The following is a 20,017-nucleotide window of genomic DNA, read 5'->3' on the forward strand; positions in this document are numbered from 1 at the left end:
CGCAAGTGGCGCTGACCTGCGCCGATGCGGGCCGTGGTGGGCCGCTGACGCAGCCTCAGTGTGGACCTCCACACGAACTTCAACAAGATATTTCAATCTTTTGTTGAGATTTTGCCGTCGTGGGGTCCCCGAGGCCGTCGCCGAGGTCGATACTCACGGTGTGACTGTCCTCGAGCCCCGACTCGCCCCCGCCGGCGGGCCGGCGCGCGTCGACGTGCTCCGCACCGCGTCCCGCTGGTCGCGCCGACTCGCGGCCGTGGCCGTCGGCGGGGCCGTCGCGTTGGCGGCGGCACCGGTCCCTGCCGGCGTCTCGGGTCCCCTCGTGCTCGCTGTCGCGGGCGCCGGGCTGCTCCTCGGCCTGCCCCACGGTGCCGTCGACCACCTCGTGGCCGCGCGGCTCGCCCGCCGGCCGTGGCCCGTGGTCGCCCTCGCGTACGCCGCGGTCGCCGCGGTGAGCTGGGTCCTGCTCGCCACCGCGGGGCCGGTGGCCCTGGTCGCGGTGCTGCTGCTCAGCGTGGTGCACTTCGGCCTCGGCGAGCTCGAGGTCGTCAGGGAGGTCTCCGGGTGGCGGCCCGGCCCCGTCGTGTCGGTCGCGGTCGCTCTCGCGGGAGCCGGCGCCCTGCTGCTGCCGCTGGCCCGCGCCGGGCCGCTCCTGGTCGACGTCGGCACCGCGGTCTCCCCCGGGCTCGGGCCGCTCCTGGGCGAGCCCGTCGTGCGGGCCGCGCTCGCCGCGACCTGGGTCGCGGCCGCAGCGGTGGCGACGACGGCCGCGCTGCGGGCGGGCCAGCGTCAGGTCGCCGCCGACGTGCTGGTGCTCGGCCTCCTCGGGGCGGTCGTGCCGCCGCTCGCCGCCTTCGCCCTGTGGTTCGGCGGCTGGCACGGTCTGCGCCACTGCGCCCGCCTGCTGCTCGACGACCAGCGCTGCGCCTCCTGGGTCGCCGCGGGTGACCCCGCCCGAGCGGTGCGCGTCCTGGCCGGCCGCGCCGCGTGGCCCACCCTCGCGGCCACGGCCGTGCTCGCCGCCCTCCTCGCGGGGTCCGTGCGCGCCGCCGACCCGAGCCGCGCGCTCGCCGCGACGCTGCTGCTCCTGCTCGCACTGACGGTGCCGCACATGCTGGTCGTGCTGTGGAGCGACCACCGCGCCCGGCACCCCGGCCGACTCAGCCGGTCTGCCAGGTGAAGCCCAGCTCGGATGGCTCCGGCGGTCGTGTGCCGTCGGTGCGGGCGAGCCAGTAGAGGCAGCCCGCGTCGCCCCAGGCGGAGTCCGCGCCGCCGTCGACCTGCAGCAGCGGGCGCCACCGCAGCGCCTCGCGGCGGTGCTCCTCGTCCCACGTCGCCGCGCCCAGCCGGGCCTCGGCCGCCTCCCACTCCACCGCTCCCTGCACCGGACGGGCCCAGCCTCCGAGCTGGTGACCGACCGCGTCCTCACCGACCGCGTCGTCGAGCGGCTCCCCCAGACGCTCCTCCATGGCGTCGGGGAGCTCGACCCCGGCGATCTCGAGCACCGGGTGCTCGCTGTCGGGCCAGGTGAGGACCTGGACGCCGGCGAGCGCGGTGTGTGCCCCCAGGGCCGGCCCGACCCCCTCCAGGTGGAGCAGTCGCCACCCCGCCGCGGTGCCGGGATCGGCGGCGTCGACGATCGCACCGGTGCCGTCGGGGTCGTCGTAGCAGAACGCGAGCAGCCGTCCGGTGCTCGCCAGCCGCAGGCCGGCGTCGAGGCCGGCGACGGCCACCGCGGCGAGGTCCACCTCGGCGACGAGGCGCAGCGGACCCTCACCCGGCCACCGGCAGCGCCCGGGTGCGGTCCCGCTCCTGCTCCCGCAGGAGCGGGACCGCTTCCCGCAGCCGAGGTGGGGCCGGCTCAGGAGGCCTGCTTGCCCAGCGTGCCGAGGTAGAGCTCGATGACCTTCGGGTCGTCGGCCAGCGAGCGGCCCGTGCCGGTGTAGGCGCTGCGTCCCTGGTCGAGGACGTAGCCGCGGTCGCAGATCTGCAGGCAGCGACGGGCGTTCTGCTCGACCATGACGACCGAGACCCCGGCCTGGTTGATCTTGCGGGTCTGCACGAAGACCTCGTCCTGCATCACCGGCGACAGACCCGCCGACGGCTCGTCGAGCAGCAGGACCGACGGGTCCATCATGAGAGCGCGGCCCATCGCCACCATCTGACGCTCGCCGCCCGACAGCGAGCCCGCGCGCTGCTTGCGCCGGGTGCCGAGGGTCGGGAAGAGGTCGGTGACGAAGTCGAAGCGGTCCTGGAACGTCTTGGGAGCCTGGTAGCAGCCCATCTCGAGGTTCTCCTCGATGGTGAGGCTCGGGAAGACGTTGTTGGTCTGCGGCACGAAGCCGATGCCCTGCGCCACGAGCTGGTCGGCCCGCTTGTTGGTGATCGCCTCGCCCTTGAGCGTGACCTGGCCGGTGTGGATCTTGACCAGGCCGAAGAGCGCCTTGAGCAGCGTCGACTTCCCGGCGCCGTTGGGTCCGATGATGCCGACCAGCTCACCGGGCTGGCAGTAGAAGTCGGCGCCGTTGAGGATGTTGACACCCGGGAGGTAGCCCGCGATCAGGTTGTCGGCCCGCAGGACGGCGCCCTCGGCGCCGGCCTCGTGGGCGCGGCGCTCGGGGCTGTCGGGCTCGGTGGTGCCGCTCATTCCTTGGTCCCCTCGATCTCGGCCATGGCCTCTTCCATGATGGCCTCTTCGTCCATCTCGCTGAGGTCGGTGTCGTGGTGGGCGCCGAGGTAGGCGTCGATGACGCGCTGGTCGGCCATCACCGAGGCCGGGGTGCCCTCGGCGACGATCTGGCCCTGCGCCATGACGATGACCCAGTCGGAGATGTGACGCACCATGTCCATGTCGTGCTCGACGAAGAGCACGGTGCGGCCCTCGTCGCGCAGGGACTGCACGTGGCCGAGCAGCGACTGCTTGAGCGCCGGGTTCACACCCGCCATCGGCTCGTCGAGCATGATCAGCTCCGGGTCGACCATCAGCGCGCGCGCCATCTCGAGGAGCTTGCGCTGGCCGCCCGAGAGCGAGCCGGCGAAGTCCTCGCGCTTGGCGTCGAGCTTGAAGCGCACCAGCAGCTCGTCGGCACGACGCGTGATCTCGTCCTCCTGCGAGGACCACAGCGACTTGAAGGGTGCCGACCAGAAGCGCTCGCCGCGCTGGCCGGTCGCCCCCAGGCGCATGTTCTCGATGACGGTCAGCTTGGAGAGCACCTTGGTCAGCTGGAAGGTGCGCACCATGCCGCGGCGGGCGACCTTGTAGGCCGCGACCCCGCTGAGGGGCTTGCCGTTGAAGCTCCAGTCGCCCGTGTCGGGGGTGTCGAAGCCGGTGAGCAGGTTGAACAGCGTGGTCTTGCCGGCGCCGTTGGGCCCGATCAGCGCGGTGATGACGCCGCGCTGGATCTCCAGGTGCTCCACGTCGACGGCCTTGAGGCCGCCGAAGGCGCGGGAGATGTTGTCGCCGACGATCAGCGGGTCGGGCTTGCGGGCCCCGGGGTCGGTGGGGACGCCGGCGAGGCCGGCGCGCCCTGTCGAGTCAGCGTCCATCGATCGCGATCTCCCTCCGGTCACCGAAGATCCCCTGTGGTCGGTAGATCATCAGCAGCATCAGTGCCAGTCCGGTGATGATGAAGCGGACGAGGCTGGACTGGGTGTCGTCCATGATCCAGCTGGGGATCAGCGGGTCGACACCCGAGGTGGCCTGGCCGAAGAACGAGCCGAGGCCGGACAGCAGGAACCAGAAGATGATCGCGCCCACCACGGGACCGAGCACCCGGGCCGCACCACCGAGCAGCAGCGCGGTGTAGGCGTAGAAGGTGATGTTGGTGGAGTAGTCGCTCGGCACGACCGAGGACTGCTTCAGGGCCAGGAACAGACCGGCCAGGCCACCGAACATGCCGCCCAGGATGAGCGCCTGCATCTTGTAGGCGAAGACGTTCTTGCCCAGCGAGCGCACGGCGTCCTCGTCCTCGCGGATCGAGCGGAGCACGCGACCCCACGGGCTGCGCATCAGCGCGAACACGATGAGGCAGCCGAGGGCCACGAGGACCCAGCCCACCGTGACCGACCAGAGGTCGTCGCGGCTGTAGCGCACGATGCCCCAGTCGATGCCCTCGGAGTAGGGGTTGAGGTCCTTGTAGACGCTGGAGTAGCCGGTGAGCCCGTTGGAGCCGCCGAAGTAGTCCTTCATCTCCACCGAGCCGAAGACCAGGCGCAGGATCTCCGCCGTCGCGATGGTGGCGATGGCGAGGTAGTCGGCCCGCAGCCGCAGGGTCGGGAACCCGAGCAGCACGGCGAGCAGCAGCGGGGCGGCGAAGGCCATGACCAGGCCCACGCCGAAGGGCAGCCCGGCCACGACCACGGTGACGGCGAGGCCGTAGGCACCCACGGCCATGAACCCGGCCTGGCCGAAGTTGAGCAGGCCGGTGTAGCCGAAGTGGATGTTGAGGCCGATCGCGGCCAGCGCGTAGACGATGGCGTTGGGACCCAGGGCCTGGGTCAGGGCCGTCGAGAAGATGTCTGTGAAGTCCATGTCGGGGTCCTTAACCGATCCGCTCGCGACGACCCAGGATGCCTTGGGGTCTGATCAGCAGGATGAGGATGAGCACGACGAGGGCGCCGACCTCCTTGATCGACGAGGGCACCCCGAAGAGGGGGCCGACCTCGACCATCAGGCCGATCACCATCGAGCCGAACAGCGCGCCCCAGATGGTGCCGAGGCCGCCCAGCGTGACCGCCGCGAAGACCAGCAGCAGCAGCTTGAAGCCCATCAGGAAGTTGACCTGGCTGTTGATGGCCAGCAGCACGCCCGAGAGCCCGGACAGCGCGGTGCCGAGGATCCACGCGTAGCTGATGACGCCGTCGACGCGCATGCCGGAGGAGGCGGCCAGGGCGGGGTTGTCGGAGACCGCCCGCATGGCCTTGCCGAGGCGGGTGCGCATGAGCGCCACGCAGACCGCGGCGATCGCCACGAGCGCGATCAGGATGATCGCGAGCTCCTTGTCGGCCAGCGCGATCGGCCCGTAGCTCTCACGCGCCTGGCTGGTGTACTGCGAGAGCGACTTGGTCGAGCTGGAGAAGAAGTACTGGTAGAGGCTGCGCAGGAAGAGCCCGAAGCCGATCGAGACGATCATCATCGCGATCAGGCCGGTGCCCCGGGCGCGCAGGGGTCTCCACAGCGCGCGGTCCTGGGCCCAGCCGAAGGCCGCGCAGACGACCACCGCCACGATGCCGGCCACGATGACGGGCAGGCCGAACGTGCGGTTGGCGACGTAGGCCGAGATGCCGCCCAGGGTGATCAGCTCGCCGTGGGAGAAGTTCGTCAGGCCGGTGGCGCCGAAGATCAGCGACAGGCCGAGGGCCGCCAGGGCCACGATCAGGCCGAACTTCACCCCGGACACCAGGGCCGCGGCCAGCTTGTCGGCGAAGGTCGCGGTGTCGGCCGCGACGACGCCGATCGGGAAGGCGCCGAAGTTGTTGGGGCCGTCGAGACGCGCGACGACGGTCACCGAGGAGGGCGTGTCGGAGTCGAGCTCCACCCCCTCCGGCAGCGTCGCCTCGTCGAGGGTCACGGTGTAGGTGCCCTTCGCCGGGACGGCGATGATGGCGCGTCCCTCGGCGTCGGTGACGCCCTCGCCGACCTCCTGGTCGGACTCGTCGGTGACGGTCAGGCCGACGTCGGGGATCGGCGTGCCGTTGCCCTCGGAGTCGAGGTTCGAGCTGTCGGTGAGGAGGACGTTGATGCCGGTCTCGTCAGGACCGATCGTCGGCTGCGGGGCGCCGGCGTCACCCGAGGGCGAGGCCCCGGGAGAGGCCGAGGACTCCGCCGACGGACTGCTGGACGGGCTGGGGCTGGGGCTCGTCGTCCCGGCGTGGGCGGCCAGTGGCAGCAGGACCGCCACCAGCGAGGCCGCCACGAGCGCGAGGAGCGCCATCAATCGCGAAGCCACACACAACTCCTGTCGTTCCACGCACTTCCGGCGAGGGCTGCGAGGAGTGTAGGGGTCGGCGGGGCTCGCGCAAGGGCTCTGTGACGGACCGACACCAAACGGTGACAACCCTGATGCAGGCACCCGGGCACGCGGGTGCCCCCGACCCGGGCGCAGACGGGCGCGGGTCGTCCGGGGACCGACGGGCGCCGCCCGACGCCGCGGTCAGGAACCGGGGCCGGAGGCGATGCCAGGGCCGTGGGTGACGACCCCCTCGGCCACCTGGCGCATCGAGAGCCGCAGGTCCATCGCGGTCTTCTGGATCCAGCGGAAGGCCTCGGGCTCGGAGACCTTCAGCTGCTCCTGGAGGATGCCCTTGGCCCGGTCGACGGCCTTGCGCGTCTCGAGCCGATCGGTGAGGTCGGCGACCTCCGTCTCCAGCTGCTGCACCTCGGCGAAACGGCTGACCGCCATCTCGATCGCCGGCACCAGGTCGCTCTGGGTGAAGGGCTTGACCAGGTAGGCCATGGCGCCGGCGTCGCGGGCCCGCTCGACCAGCTCGCGCTGGGAGAAGGCGGTGAGGATGACGACGGGCGCGAGCCGCTGACCGGCGATGGACTCGGCGGCGGCGATGCCGTCGAGCACCGGCATCTTCACGTCGAGGATGACCAGGTCGGGGCGCAGCTGCTCGGCCAGCTCGATGGCCTTGGCGCCGTCGCCGGCCTGCCCCACCACCGACCAGCCCTCCTCGGTGAGCATCTCGGCGAGGTCCATGCGGATGAGCACCTCGTCCTCGGCGATCACGACCGTCCGGGTGCTGGGCGCGGCGGGGGCGGGGGCGTCGGTCACGGCGACAGGCTATCGTCCGCCGCGCCGCGGCCGTGCGCGAGACCGTGGGGCGCCGACCGGCGGGGCCTGCACCCGGCCCACCTCGGTCGGAGGCGCAGGAGGGCCTCGGGAGGCGGCGCCCCGCTCGTCAGGCCGGGTGCTGCGCGCGCCGCGCCGTGCGGGGCGTGGCGAGGAAGAGCTCGACCTCGGCCCGCTCGAGGCGCCGACGGGCGGCGTCGGTGGCACCCTCGCGGGCGTTGCGTACCGCGCGCTCGTGGCTGGCGCGCGCCCACCGCCACGGCGCCCAGCGGGCGCTCCTGTCGACCACTGCCCTCGCCATGACTCAAACTGTAGTGATCTGGTCGACTTTTGTCGACTGTCGGGTCCCGGCGTCTTCGGGCTAGGCTCGCGCCCGCTCGGCCGGGTTGGCGGAATCGGCAGACGCGGTGGCCTCAAAAGCCACTGTCCGCGAGGGCGTGTGGGTTCGAGTCCCACACCCGGCACCCGAGACCTGTGGCCGGGGCGACCCCACCGTCGGTGGGCTGCGCCAAGATCGCCCCATGGTCCACGTCCGATCCCCCGAGACGGTGTCCAGCGCACTCGCAGCCTCGGACGCCGGAGTCAGCGACGCCGAGAACGCCGTGCGTCACGGCGTAGCGGTCAAGACGATCCGCCGTTGGCGACGGGACTACCAACGGCGGGGGCTCCCTCGCGGCCGGACCCAGTGCGTGGCGCGGTGCCCGCGCTGCGACGGCGCCTTCCTCGAGCTCGAGGCCTACGGCGAGCTGCTCGGGTGGTACCTCGGCGACGGTCACCTCACGACTGGCCGGCGAGGCGTGCACAACCTGCACATCCACAACGACCTGCGCTACCCCGCGACCAACGCCAGGCTGGCGGCGCTCATGGGCGCCGTCAAACCGGGCGGCCGCCCTCACACCCGCCGACGTCCCGGCATGCTCATCACCACCGTCTCCTGGCGCCACTGGCCCTGCCTGTTCCCCCAGCACGGACCCGGCCGCAAGCACGAGCGCCCGATCGTGCTCGAGGCCTGGCAGCGCGAGGCGGTCGAGGCGCACCCCGCCGCCTTCCTGCGCGGGCTGTTCCACTCCGACGGCTCGCGCAGCGCCAACTGGACGTCGCGGCGGCTGCGTGACGGCACGGTGCGCCGCTACGACTACCCCCGCTGGCAGTTCGTGAACGCCTCGGCCGACATCCGCGGCCTGTGCTGCTGGGCCCTCGACCTGGTCGAGGTGCCCTGGCGGCAGTCGGCCCACCGCACGATCAGCGTCTCCACGCGCGCCGGCGTCGCCCGCCTCGACGCGCTCATCGGCCTCAAGTCCTGAGCGGAGCGGCTCAGGCCTCCGGGCGACGGTAGGCGGGGGCGACCTCGTTGATCGCGTCGCCCATCCGGTGGATGCGCAGCGCGTTGGTCGACCCCGGGATGCCGGGGGGCGCGCCGGCGATGATCACCACCAGGTCGCCCTCCTGCACGCGGCCGATGCGCAGCAGCTGCTCGTCGACCTGGCGCACCATCTCGTCGGTGTGCTCGACGGGCGCGGTCTTGAAGGTCTCCACACCCCAGCTCAGCGAGAGCTGCGAGCGCACGACCGCCTCGGGGGTGAAGGCCAGGATCGGGATCGGGCCGCGCAGCCGCGACATCCGCCGGGCGGAGTCACCGGACTGGGTGAAGGCCACGACGTACTTGGCGCCCACGCGCTCGGCGACCTCGGCGGCCGCCTTGGCGATCACGCCGCCGTTGGTGTGGGGGTCCCAGTCGATCTCACGGACCCCGGCGACGGCGCCGGCCGAGAGGGCCTGGCGCTCGGTGGAGGAGATGATGCGGCCCATCGTCTCGACGGTGACGACGGGGTACTCCCCCACCCCGGTCTCCCCCGACAGCATGACGGCGTCGGAGCCGTCGAGCACCGCGTTGGCGACGTCGGAGGCCTCGGCCCGCGTGGGCGAGGGGCTGGAGATCATCGACTCGAGCATCTGGGTCGCCACGATGACCGGCTTCGCGTTGAGCCGGGCCTTCTGGATGATCTGCTTCTGCAGGAACGGCACGTCCTCGAGCGGGCACTCCACGGCCAGGTCGCCGCGGGCGACCATGATGCCGTCGAAGGCGGCGACGACCTCGTCGAGGTTCTCGATGGCCTGCGGCTTCTCGATCTTGGCGATGACGGGCACCATGACGCCCTCCTCGCGCATGATGGCCCGCACGTCGTCGGCGTCCTTCGCGTCGCGCACGAAGGACAGCGCGATGAAGTCGACCGAGAGCGACAGCGCGAAGCGCAGGTCCTCGACGTCCTTCTCCGACAGCGCCGGCACCGAGACCGCGACACCGGGCAGGTTGATGCCCTTGTTGTCGGACACCTTGCCGCCGACCAGCACCTCCGTGGTCACGTCGGTGTCGTCGACGCCGGTGACCCGCAGCCGGATCTTGCCGTCGTCGATGAGGATCGGGTCGCCCACCCCGACGTCGCCCGGCAGGCCCTTGTAGGTCGTGCCGCAGCTCTCGATGTCGCCGGGCACGTCGCGGGTCGTGATCGTCCAGACCTGGCCGCGGCGCAGCACGACCGGGCCGTCGGCGAAGCGCTCCAGGCGGATCTTGGGGCCCTGCAGGTCGGCGAAGATGCCGACCCCGTGACCGCTGGCGTCGGAGGCCTCGCGGACCAGGCGGTAGCTCTCCGCGTGGTCGGCGTGGCTGCCGTGGCTCATGTTCAGCCGGGCGACGTCCATGCCGGCGTACACCAGCTCACGGATGCGCCTCGGCGACGAGGTCGCGGGACCCAGGGTGCAGACGATCTTGGCTCTACGCACGTCCCTCACCCTAGCGCTGTCTTGGAACGTTCCAACACTTTCCACGGACAAAACCGGCGGGAGCCCTCGCTCGAGGGGCTCCCGCCGGCGTGTCGCGCGCAGCAGCGGTGGTCAGACCGTCAGCGGCCGGTCGGTGGGCTTCACCGGCGCCGGCAGCGTGGTCGAGCCGGTCAGGAACTCGTCGACCTTCGAGGCGGCCGCGCGGCCCTCCGCGATGGCCCACACGATGAGCGACTGGCCGCGACCGGCGTCGCCGGCCACGAAGACCCCCGGCACCGAGGACATGTACGACGCGTCGCGCGCGACGTTGCCGCGCTGGTCGAGGTCGACGCCCAGCTGCTCGACGAGGCCGGCGGTCTCCGGGCCGGTGAAGCCCATCGCGAAGAGCACCAGGTCGGCCGGGATCTCGCGCTCGGTGCCCTCGATCTCGGTGAGCTTGCCGCCCTCGAAGACGACGTCGACCAGCACCAGGCCGGTGACGCGCCCCTCGGTGCCGACGAAGCGCTTCGTGGAGACCGAGTAGACCCGCTCGCCGGCCTCCTCGTGGGCCGAGGACACCTTGAACGTCATCGGGTAGGTCGGCCACGGCTGGCCGCTCGGCCGTGCCCCCGGGGGCTCCGGCATGATCTCCAGCTGCGTGATCGAGGCCGCGCCGTGACGCGTCGAGGTGCCGAGGCAGTCGGCGCCGGTGTCGCCGCCGCCGATGATGACGACGTGCTTGTCGGTCGCGGTGACCTGGCCCTCGACCTGCTCCCCCAGCGCGGCCCGGTTGGCCTGGGGCAGGAAGTCCATGGCCTGGTGGATGCCGTCGAGGTCGCGACCCGGCACGTCGAGCTCACGCGCGGTGGTCGAGCCCATCGCGAGCACGACCGCGTCGTAGCGGTCCTTGAGCTTCTCGCCGGTGAGCTCGCCGCCCACGTCGACCCCGGGGCGGAAGACGGTGCCCTCGCGCCGCATCTGGTCGAGGCGGCGGTCGAGGTGCTTCTTCTCCATCTTGAACTCGGGGATGCCGTAGCGCAGCAGCCCGCCGATCTTGTCGGCCCGCTCGTAGACCGCGACCGTGTGGCCGGCCCGGGTGAGCTGCTGGGCGGCGGCCAGGCCCGCGGGGCCCGAGCCGACGACCGCGACCGTGCGGCCCGAGAGCCACTCCGGGGGCTGGGGCCGCACGAAGCCCGACTCCCAGGCCTTGTCGATGATGGAGACCTCGACGTTCTTGATCGTCACGGGGTCCTGGTTGATGCCCAGCACGCAGGCGGTCTCGCAGGGAGCCGGGCAGAGGCGACCGGTGAACTCCGGGAAGTTGTTGGTCGCGTGGAGACGCTCGATGGCGCCCTCCCAGTCGTCGCGCCAGACCAGGTCGTTCCACTCCGGGATGATGTTGCCCAGCGGGCAGCCCTGGTGGCAGAACGGGATGCCGCAGTCCATGCAGCGTCCGGCCTGGGGCGTGATGATCGGCAGCAGCGCACGGCCGATCCCGTCGGGGTAGACCTCGTTCCAGTCGTGCACACGCTCCTCGACGGGGCGTCGCTCCGCGACCTTGCGCCCCTCCTTGAGGAATCCCTTCGGGTCAGCCATGGAGGGCCTCCATCATCGCGTTGGCGGTGTCGTTCTCGTCGAGCCCGTCGGCCTCGGCCTTCGCCTTGGCCTCCAGCACGATCCGGTAGTCGCGCGGCATGACCTCGGTGAAGCGGGTCAGGGAGGTCTCCCAGTCGGCGAGCAGCTCCTCGGCCACCTCCGACCCGGTCTCCTCGTGGTGGGCGCGGACCATCTCGTGCAGCTCCGCGGCCGCCTCGTCGGTCACCGGGCCGAGCTCCACGAGCTCCTTGTTGACCCGGAAGTCCTTGAGGTCCAGCACCCAGGCCACGCCGCCGGACATGCCGGCCGCGAAGTTGCGCCCGGTCTTGCCCAGCACGGCCACGCGCCCTCCGGTCATGTACTCGCAGGCGTGGTCGCCCACGCCCTCGGTGACCAGCCAGGCCCCCGAGTTGCGCACCGCGAAGCGCTCGCCGACGCCGCCGCGGATGTAGACCTGGCCCGAGGTGGCGCCGTAGGCGATCGTGTTGCCGGCGATGATCTGCTCCTGCGAGCGGAAGGTCGCCGCGCGGTCGGGCCGCACCACGATCCGCCCGCCGGAGAGGCCCTTGCCGACGTAGTCGTTGGCGTCGCCCTCCAGCCGCAGCGTGACCCCGCGGGGCAGGAAGGCGCCGAAGGACTGGCCGGCCGACCCCAGGAAGGTCAGGTCGATCGTGCCGTCGGGCAGCCCCTCGCCACCGTGGCGCTTGGTGACCTCGTGGCCCAGGATCGTGCCGACGGTGCGGTTGACGTTGCGGATCGTGACCTGGGCGCGCACGGGCTCGCCGCGCTCCAGCGCCGGCTCGGCCAGCGGCAGCAGCTCGATGACGTCGAGCGCCTTGTCGAGGCCGTGGTCCTGACCGGTGGTGTTGCGCAGCGCGGCGCCCTCGGGCAGCTCGGGCACGTGGAGGATCGGCGCCAGGTCGAGACCCGAGGCCTTCCAGTGCTCCACCGCCTGCTCGACGTCGAGCGTGGCGACCTGGCCGATGGCCTCGTCGAGCGAGCGGAAGCCCAGCTCGGCGAGGATCTCGCGCACCTCCTCGGCGATGTACTGGAAGAAGGTCACCACGAACTCCGGCTTGCCCGAGAAGCGCTCGCGCAGCACGGGGTTCTGAGTCGCGACGCCGACCGGGCAGGTGTCGAGGTGGCAGACCCGCATCATGATGCAGCCCGAGACCACCAGCGGCGCGGTGGCGAAGCCGTACTCCTCGGCGCCCAGCAGGGCGGCGATGACCACGTCGCGACCGGTCTTGAGCTGCCCGTCGGTCTGCACGACGATCCGGTCGCGCAGACCGTTGAGCAGCAGGGTCTGCTGGGTCTCGGCCAGGCCGAGCTCCCAGGGACCGCCGGCGTGCTTGAGCGAGGTCAGCGGCGAGGCGCCGGTGCCGCCGTCGTGCCCGGAGATGAGCACCACGTCGGCGTGCGCCTTCGACACACCCGTCGCCACCGTGCCGACGCCGACCTCCGAGACCAGCTTCACGTGCACCCGCGCCTGCGGGTTGGCGTTCTTCAGGTCGTGGATCAGCTGGGCGAGGTCCTCGATGGAGTAGATGTCGTGGTGCGGCGGCGGGCTGATGAGGCCCACGCCCGGCGTGGAGTACCGGGTCTTGGCCACCCACGGGTAGACCTTGTGGCCGGGCAGCTGCCCGCCCTCGCCGGGCTTCGCGCCCTGCGCCATCTTGATCTGGATGTCGTCGGCGTTGGTGAGGTACTCCGAGGTCACCCCGAAGCGGCCGCTGGCGACCTGCTTGATCGAGCTGCGGCGCTCGGGGTCGTAGAGGCGCTCGGGGTCCTCGCCACCCTCGCCGGTGTTGGACTTGCCGCCGAGGCGGTTCATCGCGATGGCGAGGGTCTCGTGGGCCTCCCCGCTGATCGAGCCGTAGGACATCGCGCCGGTGGAGAAGCGCTTGACGATCTCCGAGACCGGCTCGACCTCCTCGATCGGCACCGGGGTGCGTCCGGTGGCCCCGCCGTCCTTGAAGCGGAACAGCCCGCGCAGCGTCATCAGGCGCTCGGCCTGCTCGTCGACGCGCTGGGTGTACTGCTTGAAGACGTCGTAGCGACCGGCCCGCGTGGAGTGCTGGAGGCGGAAGACCGTCTCGGGGTCGAACAGGTGCGGCTCGCCGTCGCGGCGCCACTGGTACTCCCCGCCGGTCTCCAGCTCGCGGTGGGCCTGGAGGATGCCGCCGCGCGGGTACGCCGTGGCGTGCCGGCGCGCGACCTCCTCGGCGATGGTGTCCAGCTCGATGCCGCCGAGCTTGGAGGTCGTGCCGGTGAAGTACTTGTCGACCACGGCCTGCGAGAGCCCGACGGCCTCGAAGATCTGCGCGCCGGTGTAGGAGGCGACGGTGGAGACGCCCATCTTCGACATCACCTTGAGCACGCCCTTGCCGAGGGCCTTGACCAGGTTGGCCATGGCCTTCTCGGGGTCGGCGGTGACGTAGTAGCCCTCGCGGGCGAGGTCCTCGACCGACTCCATGGCCAGGTAGGGGTTGACCGCGGCCGCGCCGTAGCCGACCAGGAGCGCCACGTGGTGGACCTCGCGGACGTCGCCGGCCTCGACGAGCAGGCCGACCTGGGTGCGGGTCTTCTCGCGCACCAGGTGGTGGTGGACCGCACCGGTGAGCAGCAGCGACGGGATCGGCGCGAGCTCGGCGGTGGAGTGGCGGTCGGAGAGCACGATGATGCGGGCGCCGTCGGCGATCGCGGTGCTGACCTCCTGGCAGATCTCCTCGATCCGCGCGGCCATCGCCGCGCCGCCGCCCTCGACCTCGTAGAGGCCGCGGGAGACGTGGGTGATGAAGCCCGGCATGTCGCCGTCACGGTTGATGTGGCGGATCTTCGCCAGGTCGTCGTTGGAGATGACCGGGAAGGGCAGCACGACCTGCCGGCAGGAGGCCGGCGTGGGGTCGAGGAGGTTCGACTCCGGGCCGATGGTGCCGTTGAGGGAGGTGACGAGCTCCTCGCGGATCGCGTCGAGCGGCGGGTTGGTGACCTGCGCGAAGAGCTGCGCGAAGTAGTCGAAGAGCAGCCGCGGCTTCTCGCTCAGCGCCGCGATGGGGGTGTCGGTGCCCATGGAGCCGATCGGCTCGGCGCCGGTGTTGGCCATCGGGGTCAGCAGCACGCGCAGCTGCTCCTCGGTGTAGCCGAAGACCTGCTGGCGACGCGTCACCGAGGCGTGGGTGTGCACGACGTGCTCGCGCTCGGGGATGTCGTCGAGGTGGATGAGGCCGGCGTGGAGCCACTCGTCGTAGGGGTGCTCGGCGGCGAGCTCGGCCTTGATCTCCTCGTCCTCGATGATGCGGTGCTCGTCGGTGTCGACGAGGAACATCCGGCCCGGCTGGAGCCGGCCCTTGCGCACGATCGAGGCGGGGTCGAGGTCGAGCACGCCGACCTCGGAGGCCAGGACGACCAGGCCGTCGTCGGTGACCCAGTAGCGCGAGGGGCGCAGCCCGTTGCGGTCGAGCACCGCGCCGATCTGCGAGCCGTCGGTGAAGACGACGCAGGCGGGCCCGTCCCACGGCTCCATCATGTTGGAGTGGAAGGAGTAGAAGGCGCGCCGCGCCTCGTCCATCTCGGTGTGGTTCTCCCACGCCTCCGGGATCATCATCAGCACCGAGTGGGGCAGCGAGCGGCCGCCCATGTGCAGCAGCTCGAGCACCTCGTCGAACGACGCGGAGTCGGAGGCGCCCGGCGTGCAGATCGGGTAGAGCCGCTCGAGGTCGCCCGGGATGAGGTCGGAGGACAGCAGGGCCTCACGGGCGCGCATCCAGTTGCGGTTGCCCATCACGGTGTTGATCTCGCCGTTGTGGGCGATGAACCGGAACGGGTGCGACAGCGGCCAGCTCGGGAAGGTGTTGGTGGAGAAGCGCGAGTGCACCACGGCCATCGCCGAGGCGACGCGCTCGTCCTTGAGGTCGGGGTAGACCTCGTCGAGCTGCGCCGGGGTGAGCATGCCCTTGTAGGCCAGCGTGCGCGAGGACAGCGACGGGAAGTAGACGTCGGTCTCGTGCTCGGCGCGCTTGCGCAGCACGAAGGCGAGGCGCTCCAGGCCCATGCCGGTCACGCGGGCGCCGGCACCGGCCACGAAGAGCTGCGCGAAGGTCGGCATGACCCCGCGGGCGGTGGAGCCCAGCGAGCTGGGGTCGACCGGCACGTCGCGCCAGCCGAGGACGTCGAGGCCCTCCTCGGCGGCGATGGCCTCGATCGCGGCGCGGGTGGCCGCGACCTGGTCGCCGTCACCCTGCAGGAAGGCCGTGCCGACGGCGTAGGCGTGCTGCGGCGGCAGCTCGAAGTCGACCACCTCGCGCAGGAACGCGTCGGGCACCTGGATCAGGATGCCCGCACCGTCGCCGGAGTTCGGCTCGGCACCGGCGGCACCACGGTGGTCGAGGTTCAGCAGGGCGATGATGCCCTTGCGGACGATGTCATGGCTGGCGACGCCGGTCAGGGTTGCCACGAAAGCCACACCGCACGCGTCGTGCTCGTGCGCGGGGTCGTAGAGCCCTTGGGGCGGCGGGAATGCGTGCTGGTAGGGCACCGGTCGTTCTCCCGTCGTCGTCTGAGCCGGGCTCCTCGACGCACACCGGGCCGGGAAGGTCCGAGGTGGTGGGGCTGAGGAGGCGGCCGGGGGTGGGGCAGGGGGTGGAGCGGGTGTCGAGCGAGGGTCGCGCCGGGCGAGGCCGGCACGGTGATCCTACGAGGCTCCAGGCACCGCGGTGGAGGGGACGACGCTGGCCCTCGCGGCAGGCTCAGGTTACCACTGCGTTTCGCGGCACCCGGCCGGCAGCGCTGCGGCGTACGTCAGGTGAGACGGGTCAGCGGGTGCCCGGCGGGTCGTCGACCCGGGTGCCGGGGGTCTCGCCCGCCGGGTCGGCGGGGTCGGAGGAGTCGGGCCTGCTGCCGGCGCCGGCGGCGTCCGGACCGCGGCCGGCGAGGTAGACCTCCTCCTCGCGGCCCGGGTGGCGCCGGGCGCTGAGCACGAAGTAGGCGAGCGCGAGCACGAAGAGCACGATCGAGACCCACACGTTGAAGCGCAGGCCGCCCACGTCGGAGAGCTCGACGTCGTCGATGCGCAGCATCTCGATCCAGCCGCGCCCGGCGGTGTAGGCCATGACGTAGAGGGCGACCACCCGGCCGTGGCCGAGCCGGAAGCGGCGGTCGGCCCAGATGACGAGCGCGAAGGCCAGCAGGTTCCAGACGAACTCGTAGAGGAACGTGGGGTGGAAGGTGGTGCCTGGCGCGTAGCCTGCGGCGGCGGCGACGTCGTCGCTGACCCGCAGCGCCCAGGGCAGGTCGGTCGGTCCGCCGAACAGCTCCTGGTTGAACCAGTTGCCCCAGCGGCCGAGGGCCTGGGCCACCAGCACCCCGGGGGCCATGGCGTCGAGCACGGGCAGCAGCCGGATGCCGGCGACGCGGGCGCCGATCACGGCGCCGACCGCGCCCAGGGCCACCGCGCCCCACACGCCCAGGCCGCCGTTCCAGATGTAGAGCGCGGCCCACGGGTCGCGGCCCTCGCCGAAGTAGAGCCCGCTGTCGGTGGCGACGTGGTAGAGCCGGCCGCCGACGAGCCCGAAGGGCACGGCCCAGATCGCGAGGTCCTGGACCTCGCCCGGGCGCCCGCCGCGGGCCACCCAGCGGCGCTCGCCGATCCAGATCGCGGCGACGATGCCGAGGATGATCGACAGGGCGTAGCCCCGGATCGGCACCGGGCCGAGGTCCCAGGTGCCGTCGGCCGGGCTCGGGATCGACCACGGCACGCCGGTGGCCGCGAGCTGCGGCAGGAGGTCAGCGACCACGACGCACTCCCCCGGCCAGGTCCTCGGTGAGGGCGGCCAGCGCCCGCAGGCCGGCCGCGCGGTCGTCGGGATGGTCGAGCAGCGTGCGCACGAACGCCGAGCCCACGATGACGCCGTCGGCGTAGGAGGCGACCTCGGCGGCCTGGTCGCCGCTGCCGACGCCGAGGCCGACGCCGACCGGGAGGCCCTCGGGGGCCAGGGAGCGCGCGCGCGACACGAGGGGGCCGGCCAGGTCGCTCGTGGTGGTGCGGGCCCCGGTCACGCCCATGACGGCGGTGGCGTAGACGAAGCCGCGGCACGCCGCGGTGGTCATCGCGATGCGCTCGTCGGTCGACGACGGCGCCACGAGGAAGACCTTGTCGAGACCGTGCTGGTCGGCGGCGGCGATCCACTCCGGTGCGAAGTCGGGGGTGAGGTCGGGGGTGATCAGCCCGGCCCCACCGGCCGAGGCGAGGTCGGCGGCGAAGCGCGGCACGCCGTAGCGCTCGACGGGGTTCCAGTAGGTCATCACCACGGTCGGCACGCCGGTGGCGGCGACGGCCTCGACCGTGCGCAGGACGTCGCTGGTGCGGTAGCCGCGCTCGAGCGCCTGCTGGGCCGCGGCCTGGATGGTGGGGCCGTCCATGACCGGGTCGGTGTAGGGCGCGCCGACCTCGATGACGTCGCAGCCGGAGTCGACCATGACCCGCAGCGCCTCGATGCCGCCGGCCACGTCGGGGAACCCGGCGGGCAGGTAGCCCACGAGGGCGGCGCGCCCCTCGGCGCGGGCCGCGGCGAAGGCGGAGCCGGCCGTGGTGCCGGCCGGGGCGCCCGACCCGGTGACCGCGGCGGCGGCGTCGGCCGCACGGGCCGTGGTGGGGGGTGCGTCGACCCGGGGACCGGAGCCGGCTCCCGGGGTCGCGGCGGAGGGGCCGGGCGAGCTCACTGCTGCTCCCCCTCGCCGCTGCCGTGGCCCTCGGCGTCGGCCGCCGAGCCGCCGACGGGCTGCTCCGCGACCCGGGCGGGGTCGCCCAGGCCGAAGTACTCGATCGCGGTGCCCATGTCCTTGTCGCCGCGCCCCGAGAGGTTGACCAGCACGGTGGCCTCGGGTCCCTTCTCGGCCGCCAGCCGCTCGGCGACGCGGATCGCGCCCGCCACGGCGTGGGCGGTCTCGATGGCGGGGATGATGCCCTCGGTGCGGCTGAGCAGGGCCATGGCCTGCATCGCCTCGTCGTCGGTGACCGGGAGGTAGGTCGCGCGCCCCGTCGCCGAGAGGTGGGCGTGCTGGGGGCCCACGCCGGGGTAGTCCAGGCCGGCGGAGATGGAGTGCGACTCGACGGTCTGGCCGTCGTCGTCCTGGAGCACGTAGGTGCGCGCGCCGTGGAGGACGCCGCGGGCGCCGGCGTGGATGGTCGCGGCGTGGCGGGGGGTGTCGACGCCCTCGCCGCCGGGCTCGAAGCCGAAGATGGCGACGTCGTCGTCGTCGAGGAAGGCGGTGAAGAGCCCGATCGCGTTGGAGCCGCCGCCGACGCAGGCCGCGATGGCGTCGGGCAGGGCGCCGTACTGCTCCAGGCACTGGGCGCGGGCCTCGTCGCCGATGCCGCGGGTGAAGTCGCGCACCATGCTCGGGAACGGGTGCGGCCCCGCGGCGGTGCCGAAGAGGTAGGCGGTGTGGTCGACGCTGGCGACCCAGTCGCGCAGGGCCTCGTTGATGGCGTCCTTCAGCGTCGCGCTGCCCGACTCCACGGGCACGACCTTGGCGCCGAGCAGGTGCATCCGCGCGACGTTGAGCGCCTGGCGGCGGGTGTCGACGGCGCCCATGTAGACGGTGCAGTCCAGGCCGAAGTACGCCGCGGCGGTCGCGCTGGCCACGCCGTGCTGGCCGGCGCCGGTCTCGGCGATCACGCGGGTCTTGCCCATCCGCTTGGTGAGCAGGGCCTGGCCCAGCACGTTGCGGATCTTGTGGGCGCCGGTGTGGTTGAGGTCCTCGCGCTTGAGCAGGATCCGGGCGCCGACCTTGTCGCTGAGGCGCTCGGCGAAGTAGAGCGGGCTGGGCAGGCCGGCGTAGTCGCGCAGGATCGCGTCGAACTCCGCCACGAAGGTGGGGTCGGCCATCGCCTCGTGCCAGGCGACGGTGAGCTCGTCGAGGGCCGCGACGAGCGCCTCGGGCATGAAGCGACCGCCGAAGCCGCCGTCGGCGGGGTCGCCGAACCAGCCGCGCTCGTCGGCGTCGTGGGACGTGGGCCGGTGCACCTGCGTGGTCATGCCATCACTCCTGTCAGGCGGTGGACGGCGGCCTCGGGGTCGCCGTCCTTGACGAGGGCCTCGCCGACGAGGACCGCGCGGGCCCCCTCGCCGACGAAGCGGCGGACGTCCTCGACGCCGAAGATGCCCGACTCGGCCACGAGGACCCGGTCGTCGGGCACCAGCGGCGCGAGGCGCCCGAAGGTGTCGCTGTCGATCTGGAGGGTCTTGAGGTTGCGGGCGTTCACGCCCACGAGCTCGGCGCCCAGCTCCACGGCCCGCTCGGTCTCGGCCTCGTCGTGGACCTCCACCAGCACGGTGAGGCCCAGCTCGCGCGCCTCGTCGTGCAGACGGTGCAGCGTGTCGTGGTCGAGCGCGGCGACGATGAGCAGCGCCAGGTCGGCGCCGGCCGCACGGGCCTCGACGAGCTGGTAGGTCGTGACGATGAAGTCCTTGCGCAGCAGCGGGGTCCCGACCGCAGCGCGCACCGCCCGCAGGTCGGCGAGGCTGCCGCCGAAGCGCCGCTCCTCGGTGAGCACGCTGATCGCAGCCGCTCCCCCGGCGGCGTAGTGGCGCGCCAGCACGGTGGGGTCGGGGATGTCGGCGAGCGCCCCCTTGCTGGGGCTGCGGCGCTTGACCTCGGCGATCACGCTCGAGCCGGCGGCGCGGAAGTGAGGCATCGGGTCGCGCGGTGCGTCGACGTCGGCCAGGGCGGCGCGCAGGTCGGCCAGGGGCGTGGCGGCCTCGCGGACGGCGAGGTCGGCGCGCACGCCGTCGACGATGTCGTCGAGCACGGACATGAGCGGTCCTTCGTCGGTCTGGGTCGGCACCCTGAGTCTGTCACGGGGC

General features: G+C 72.5%; 16 protein-coding genes and 1 tRNA gene. 3 read left to right on the forward strand and 14 right to left on the reverse strand.

The window, feature by feature from the left end:
• Positions 1 to 160: 160 nt before the first annotated feature.
• Positions 161 to 1,180, forward strand: coding sequence for a beta-carotene 15,15'-dioxygenase, Brp/Blh family (locus M3673_RS01875; RefSeq protein ID WP_251531125.1), 1,020 nt, complete (start codon positions 161 to 163; stop codon positions 1,178 to 1,180).
• Here M3673_RS01875 and M3673_RS01880 read toward each other — a convergent pair.
• The 7 genes from M3673_RS01880 to M3673_RS01910 all read right to left on the reverse strand — a co-directional run bounded on the left by M3673_RS01880 (position 1,161) and on the right by M3673_RS01910 (position 7,095).
• On the reverse strand, positions 1,161 to 1,865 hold the full coding sequence (locus M3673_RS01880) for a DUF1963 domain-containing protein (RefSeq protein ID WP_285839067.1): 705 nt from the start codon (positions 1,863 to 1,865) through the stop codon (positions 1,161 to 1,163). The two genes, M3673_RS01875 and M3673_RS01880, sit on opposite strands and share 20 nt — an antisense overlap.
• Complete coding sequence (locus M3673_RS01885; RefSeq protein WP_056862538.1) at positions 1,862 to 2,647, reverse strand: ABC transporter ATP-binding protein; 786 nt, start codon at positions 2,645 to 2,647, stop codon at positions 1,862 to 1,864. Before M3673_RS01885 ends, M3673_RS01880 begins: the two co-directional genes overlap by 4 nt.
• The gene (locus M3673_RS01890) at positions 2,644 to 3,546 is read right to left on the reverse strand and encodes an ABC transporter ATP-binding protein (protein ID WP_056904499.1); all 903 of its coding nucleotides are present in this window, start codon (positions 3,544 to 3,546) and stop codon (positions 2,644 to 2,646) included. Before M3673_RS01890 ends, M3673_RS01885 begins: the two co-directional genes overlap by 4 nt.
• Positions 3,536 to 4,531: a branched-chain amino acid ABC transporter permease gene (locus tag M3673_RS01895; protein ID WP_056862536.1), complete on the reverse strand. Its 996-nt coding sequence runs from the start codon at positions 4,529 to 4,531 to the stop codon at positions 3,536 to 3,538. The genes M3673_RS01890 and M3673_RS01895 overlap by 11 nt, the downstream gene beginning before the upstream one ends.
• Positions 4,532 to 4,541: 10 nt before the next feature.
• Entirely contained in the window at positions 4,542 to 5,948 is a 1,407-nt protein-coding gene (locus tag M3673_RS01900) for a SpaA isopeptide-forming pilin-related protein (RefSeq protein ID WP_193664614.1), read from the reverse strand.
• A 204-nt stretch (positions 5,949 to 6,152) separates the two neighbouring features.
• A complete protein-coding gene (locus M3673_RS01905; RefSeq protein WP_251531129.1) occupies positions 6,153 to 6,776 on the reverse strand; it encodes an ANTAR domain-containing response regulator in 624 nt (207 codons plus the stop codon).
• Between the two features lie 127 nt (positions 6,777 to 6,903).
• On the reverse strand, positions 6,904 to 7,095 hold the full coding sequence (locus tag M3673_RS01910) for a hypothetical protein (protein WP_251531132.1): 192 nt from the start codon (positions 7,093 to 7,095) through the stop codon (positions 6,904 to 6,906).
• Positions 7,096 to 7,174: 79 nt separating this feature from the next.
• Between M3673_RS01910 and M3673_RS01915 the strand changes: the two genes are divergently transcribed.
• Both M3673_RS01915 and M3673_RS01920 read left to right on the forward strand, forming a co-directional pair.
• Positions 7,175 to 7,258 (forward strand) — tRNA-Leu (locus M3673_RS01915).
• A 225-nt stretch (positions 7,259 to 7,483) separates the two neighbouring features.
• Complete coding sequence (locus M3673_RS01920) at positions 7,484 to 8,098, forward strand: transcriptional regulator (RefSeq protein ID WP_251531134.1); 615 nt, start codon at positions 7,484 to 7,486, stop codon at positions 8,096 to 8,098.
• A 10-nt stretch (positions 8,099 to 8,108) separates the two neighbouring features.
• On the opposite strand, the gene pyk is transcribed toward M3673_RS01920, so the two are convergent.
• From pyk to trpC, 7 genes are all read right to left on the reverse strand, one after another.
• Positions 8,109 to 9,575 (reverse strand): pyruvate kinase, encoded by a 1,467-nt coding sequence (gene pyk / locus M3673_RS01925; RefSeq protein WP_251531136.1) that lies wholly within the window; start codon positions 9,573 to 9,575, stop codon positions 8,109 to 8,111.
• Between the two features lie 111 nt (positions 9,576 to 9,686).
• A complete protein-coding gene (locus M3673_RS01930; RefSeq protein WP_056904503.1) occupies positions 9,687 to 11,150 on the reverse strand; it encodes a glutamate synthase subunit beta in 1,464 nt (487 codons plus the stop codon).
• A complete protein-coding gene (gltB, locus tag M3673_RS01935; RefSeq protein WP_251531138.1) occupies positions 11,143 to 15,687 on the reverse strand; it encodes a glutamate synthase large subunit in 4,545 nt (1,514 codons plus the stop codon). Before gltB ends, M3673_RS01930 begins: the two co-directional genes overlap by 8 nt.
• A gap of 277 nt (positions 15,688 to 15,964) precedes the next feature.
• Positions 15,965 to 16,945 carry a prolipoprotein diacylglyceryl transferase gene (gene lgt, locus M3673_RS01940; protein WP_251531140.1) on the reverse strand — a complete coding sequence of 327 codons (981 nt, stop codon included), beginning with the start codon at positions 16,943 to 16,945 and terminating at the stop codon, positions 15,965 to 15,967.
• Positions 16,935 to 17,870: a tryptophan synthase subunit alpha gene (gene trpA / locus M3673_RS01945; RefSeq protein ID WP_193664628.1), complete on the reverse strand. Its 936-nt coding sequence runs from the start codon at positions 17,868 to 17,870 to the stop codon at positions 16,935 to 16,937. Before trpA ends, lgt begins: the two co-directional genes overlap by 11 nt.
• Complete coding sequence (gene trpB / locus M3673_RS01950; protein WP_251531142.1) at positions 17,867 to 19,189, reverse strand: tryptophan synthase subunit beta; 1,323 nt, start codon at positions 19,187 to 19,189, stop codon at positions 17,867 to 17,869. Before trpB ends, trpA begins: the two co-directional genes overlap by 4 nt.
• The gene (trpC, locus tag M3673_RS01955; protein ID WP_056862528.1) at positions 19,186 to 19,968 is read right to left on the reverse strand and encodes an indole-3-glycerol phosphate synthase TrpC; all 783 of its coding nucleotides are present in this window, start codon (positions 19,966 to 19,968) and stop codon (positions 19,186 to 19,188) included. The genes trpB and trpC overlap by 4 nt, the downstream gene beginning before the upstream one ends.
• Positions 19,969 to 20,017 lie beyond the last annotated feature (49 nt).

Origin of the sequence: Nocardioides sp. P86 (genome assembly GCF_023712465.1) — a bacterium.
In the GTDB taxonomy this organism is placed as follows: domain Bacteria; phylum Actinomycetota; class Actinomycetes; order Propionibacteriales; family Nocardioidaceae; genus Nocardioides; species Nocardioides kribbensis.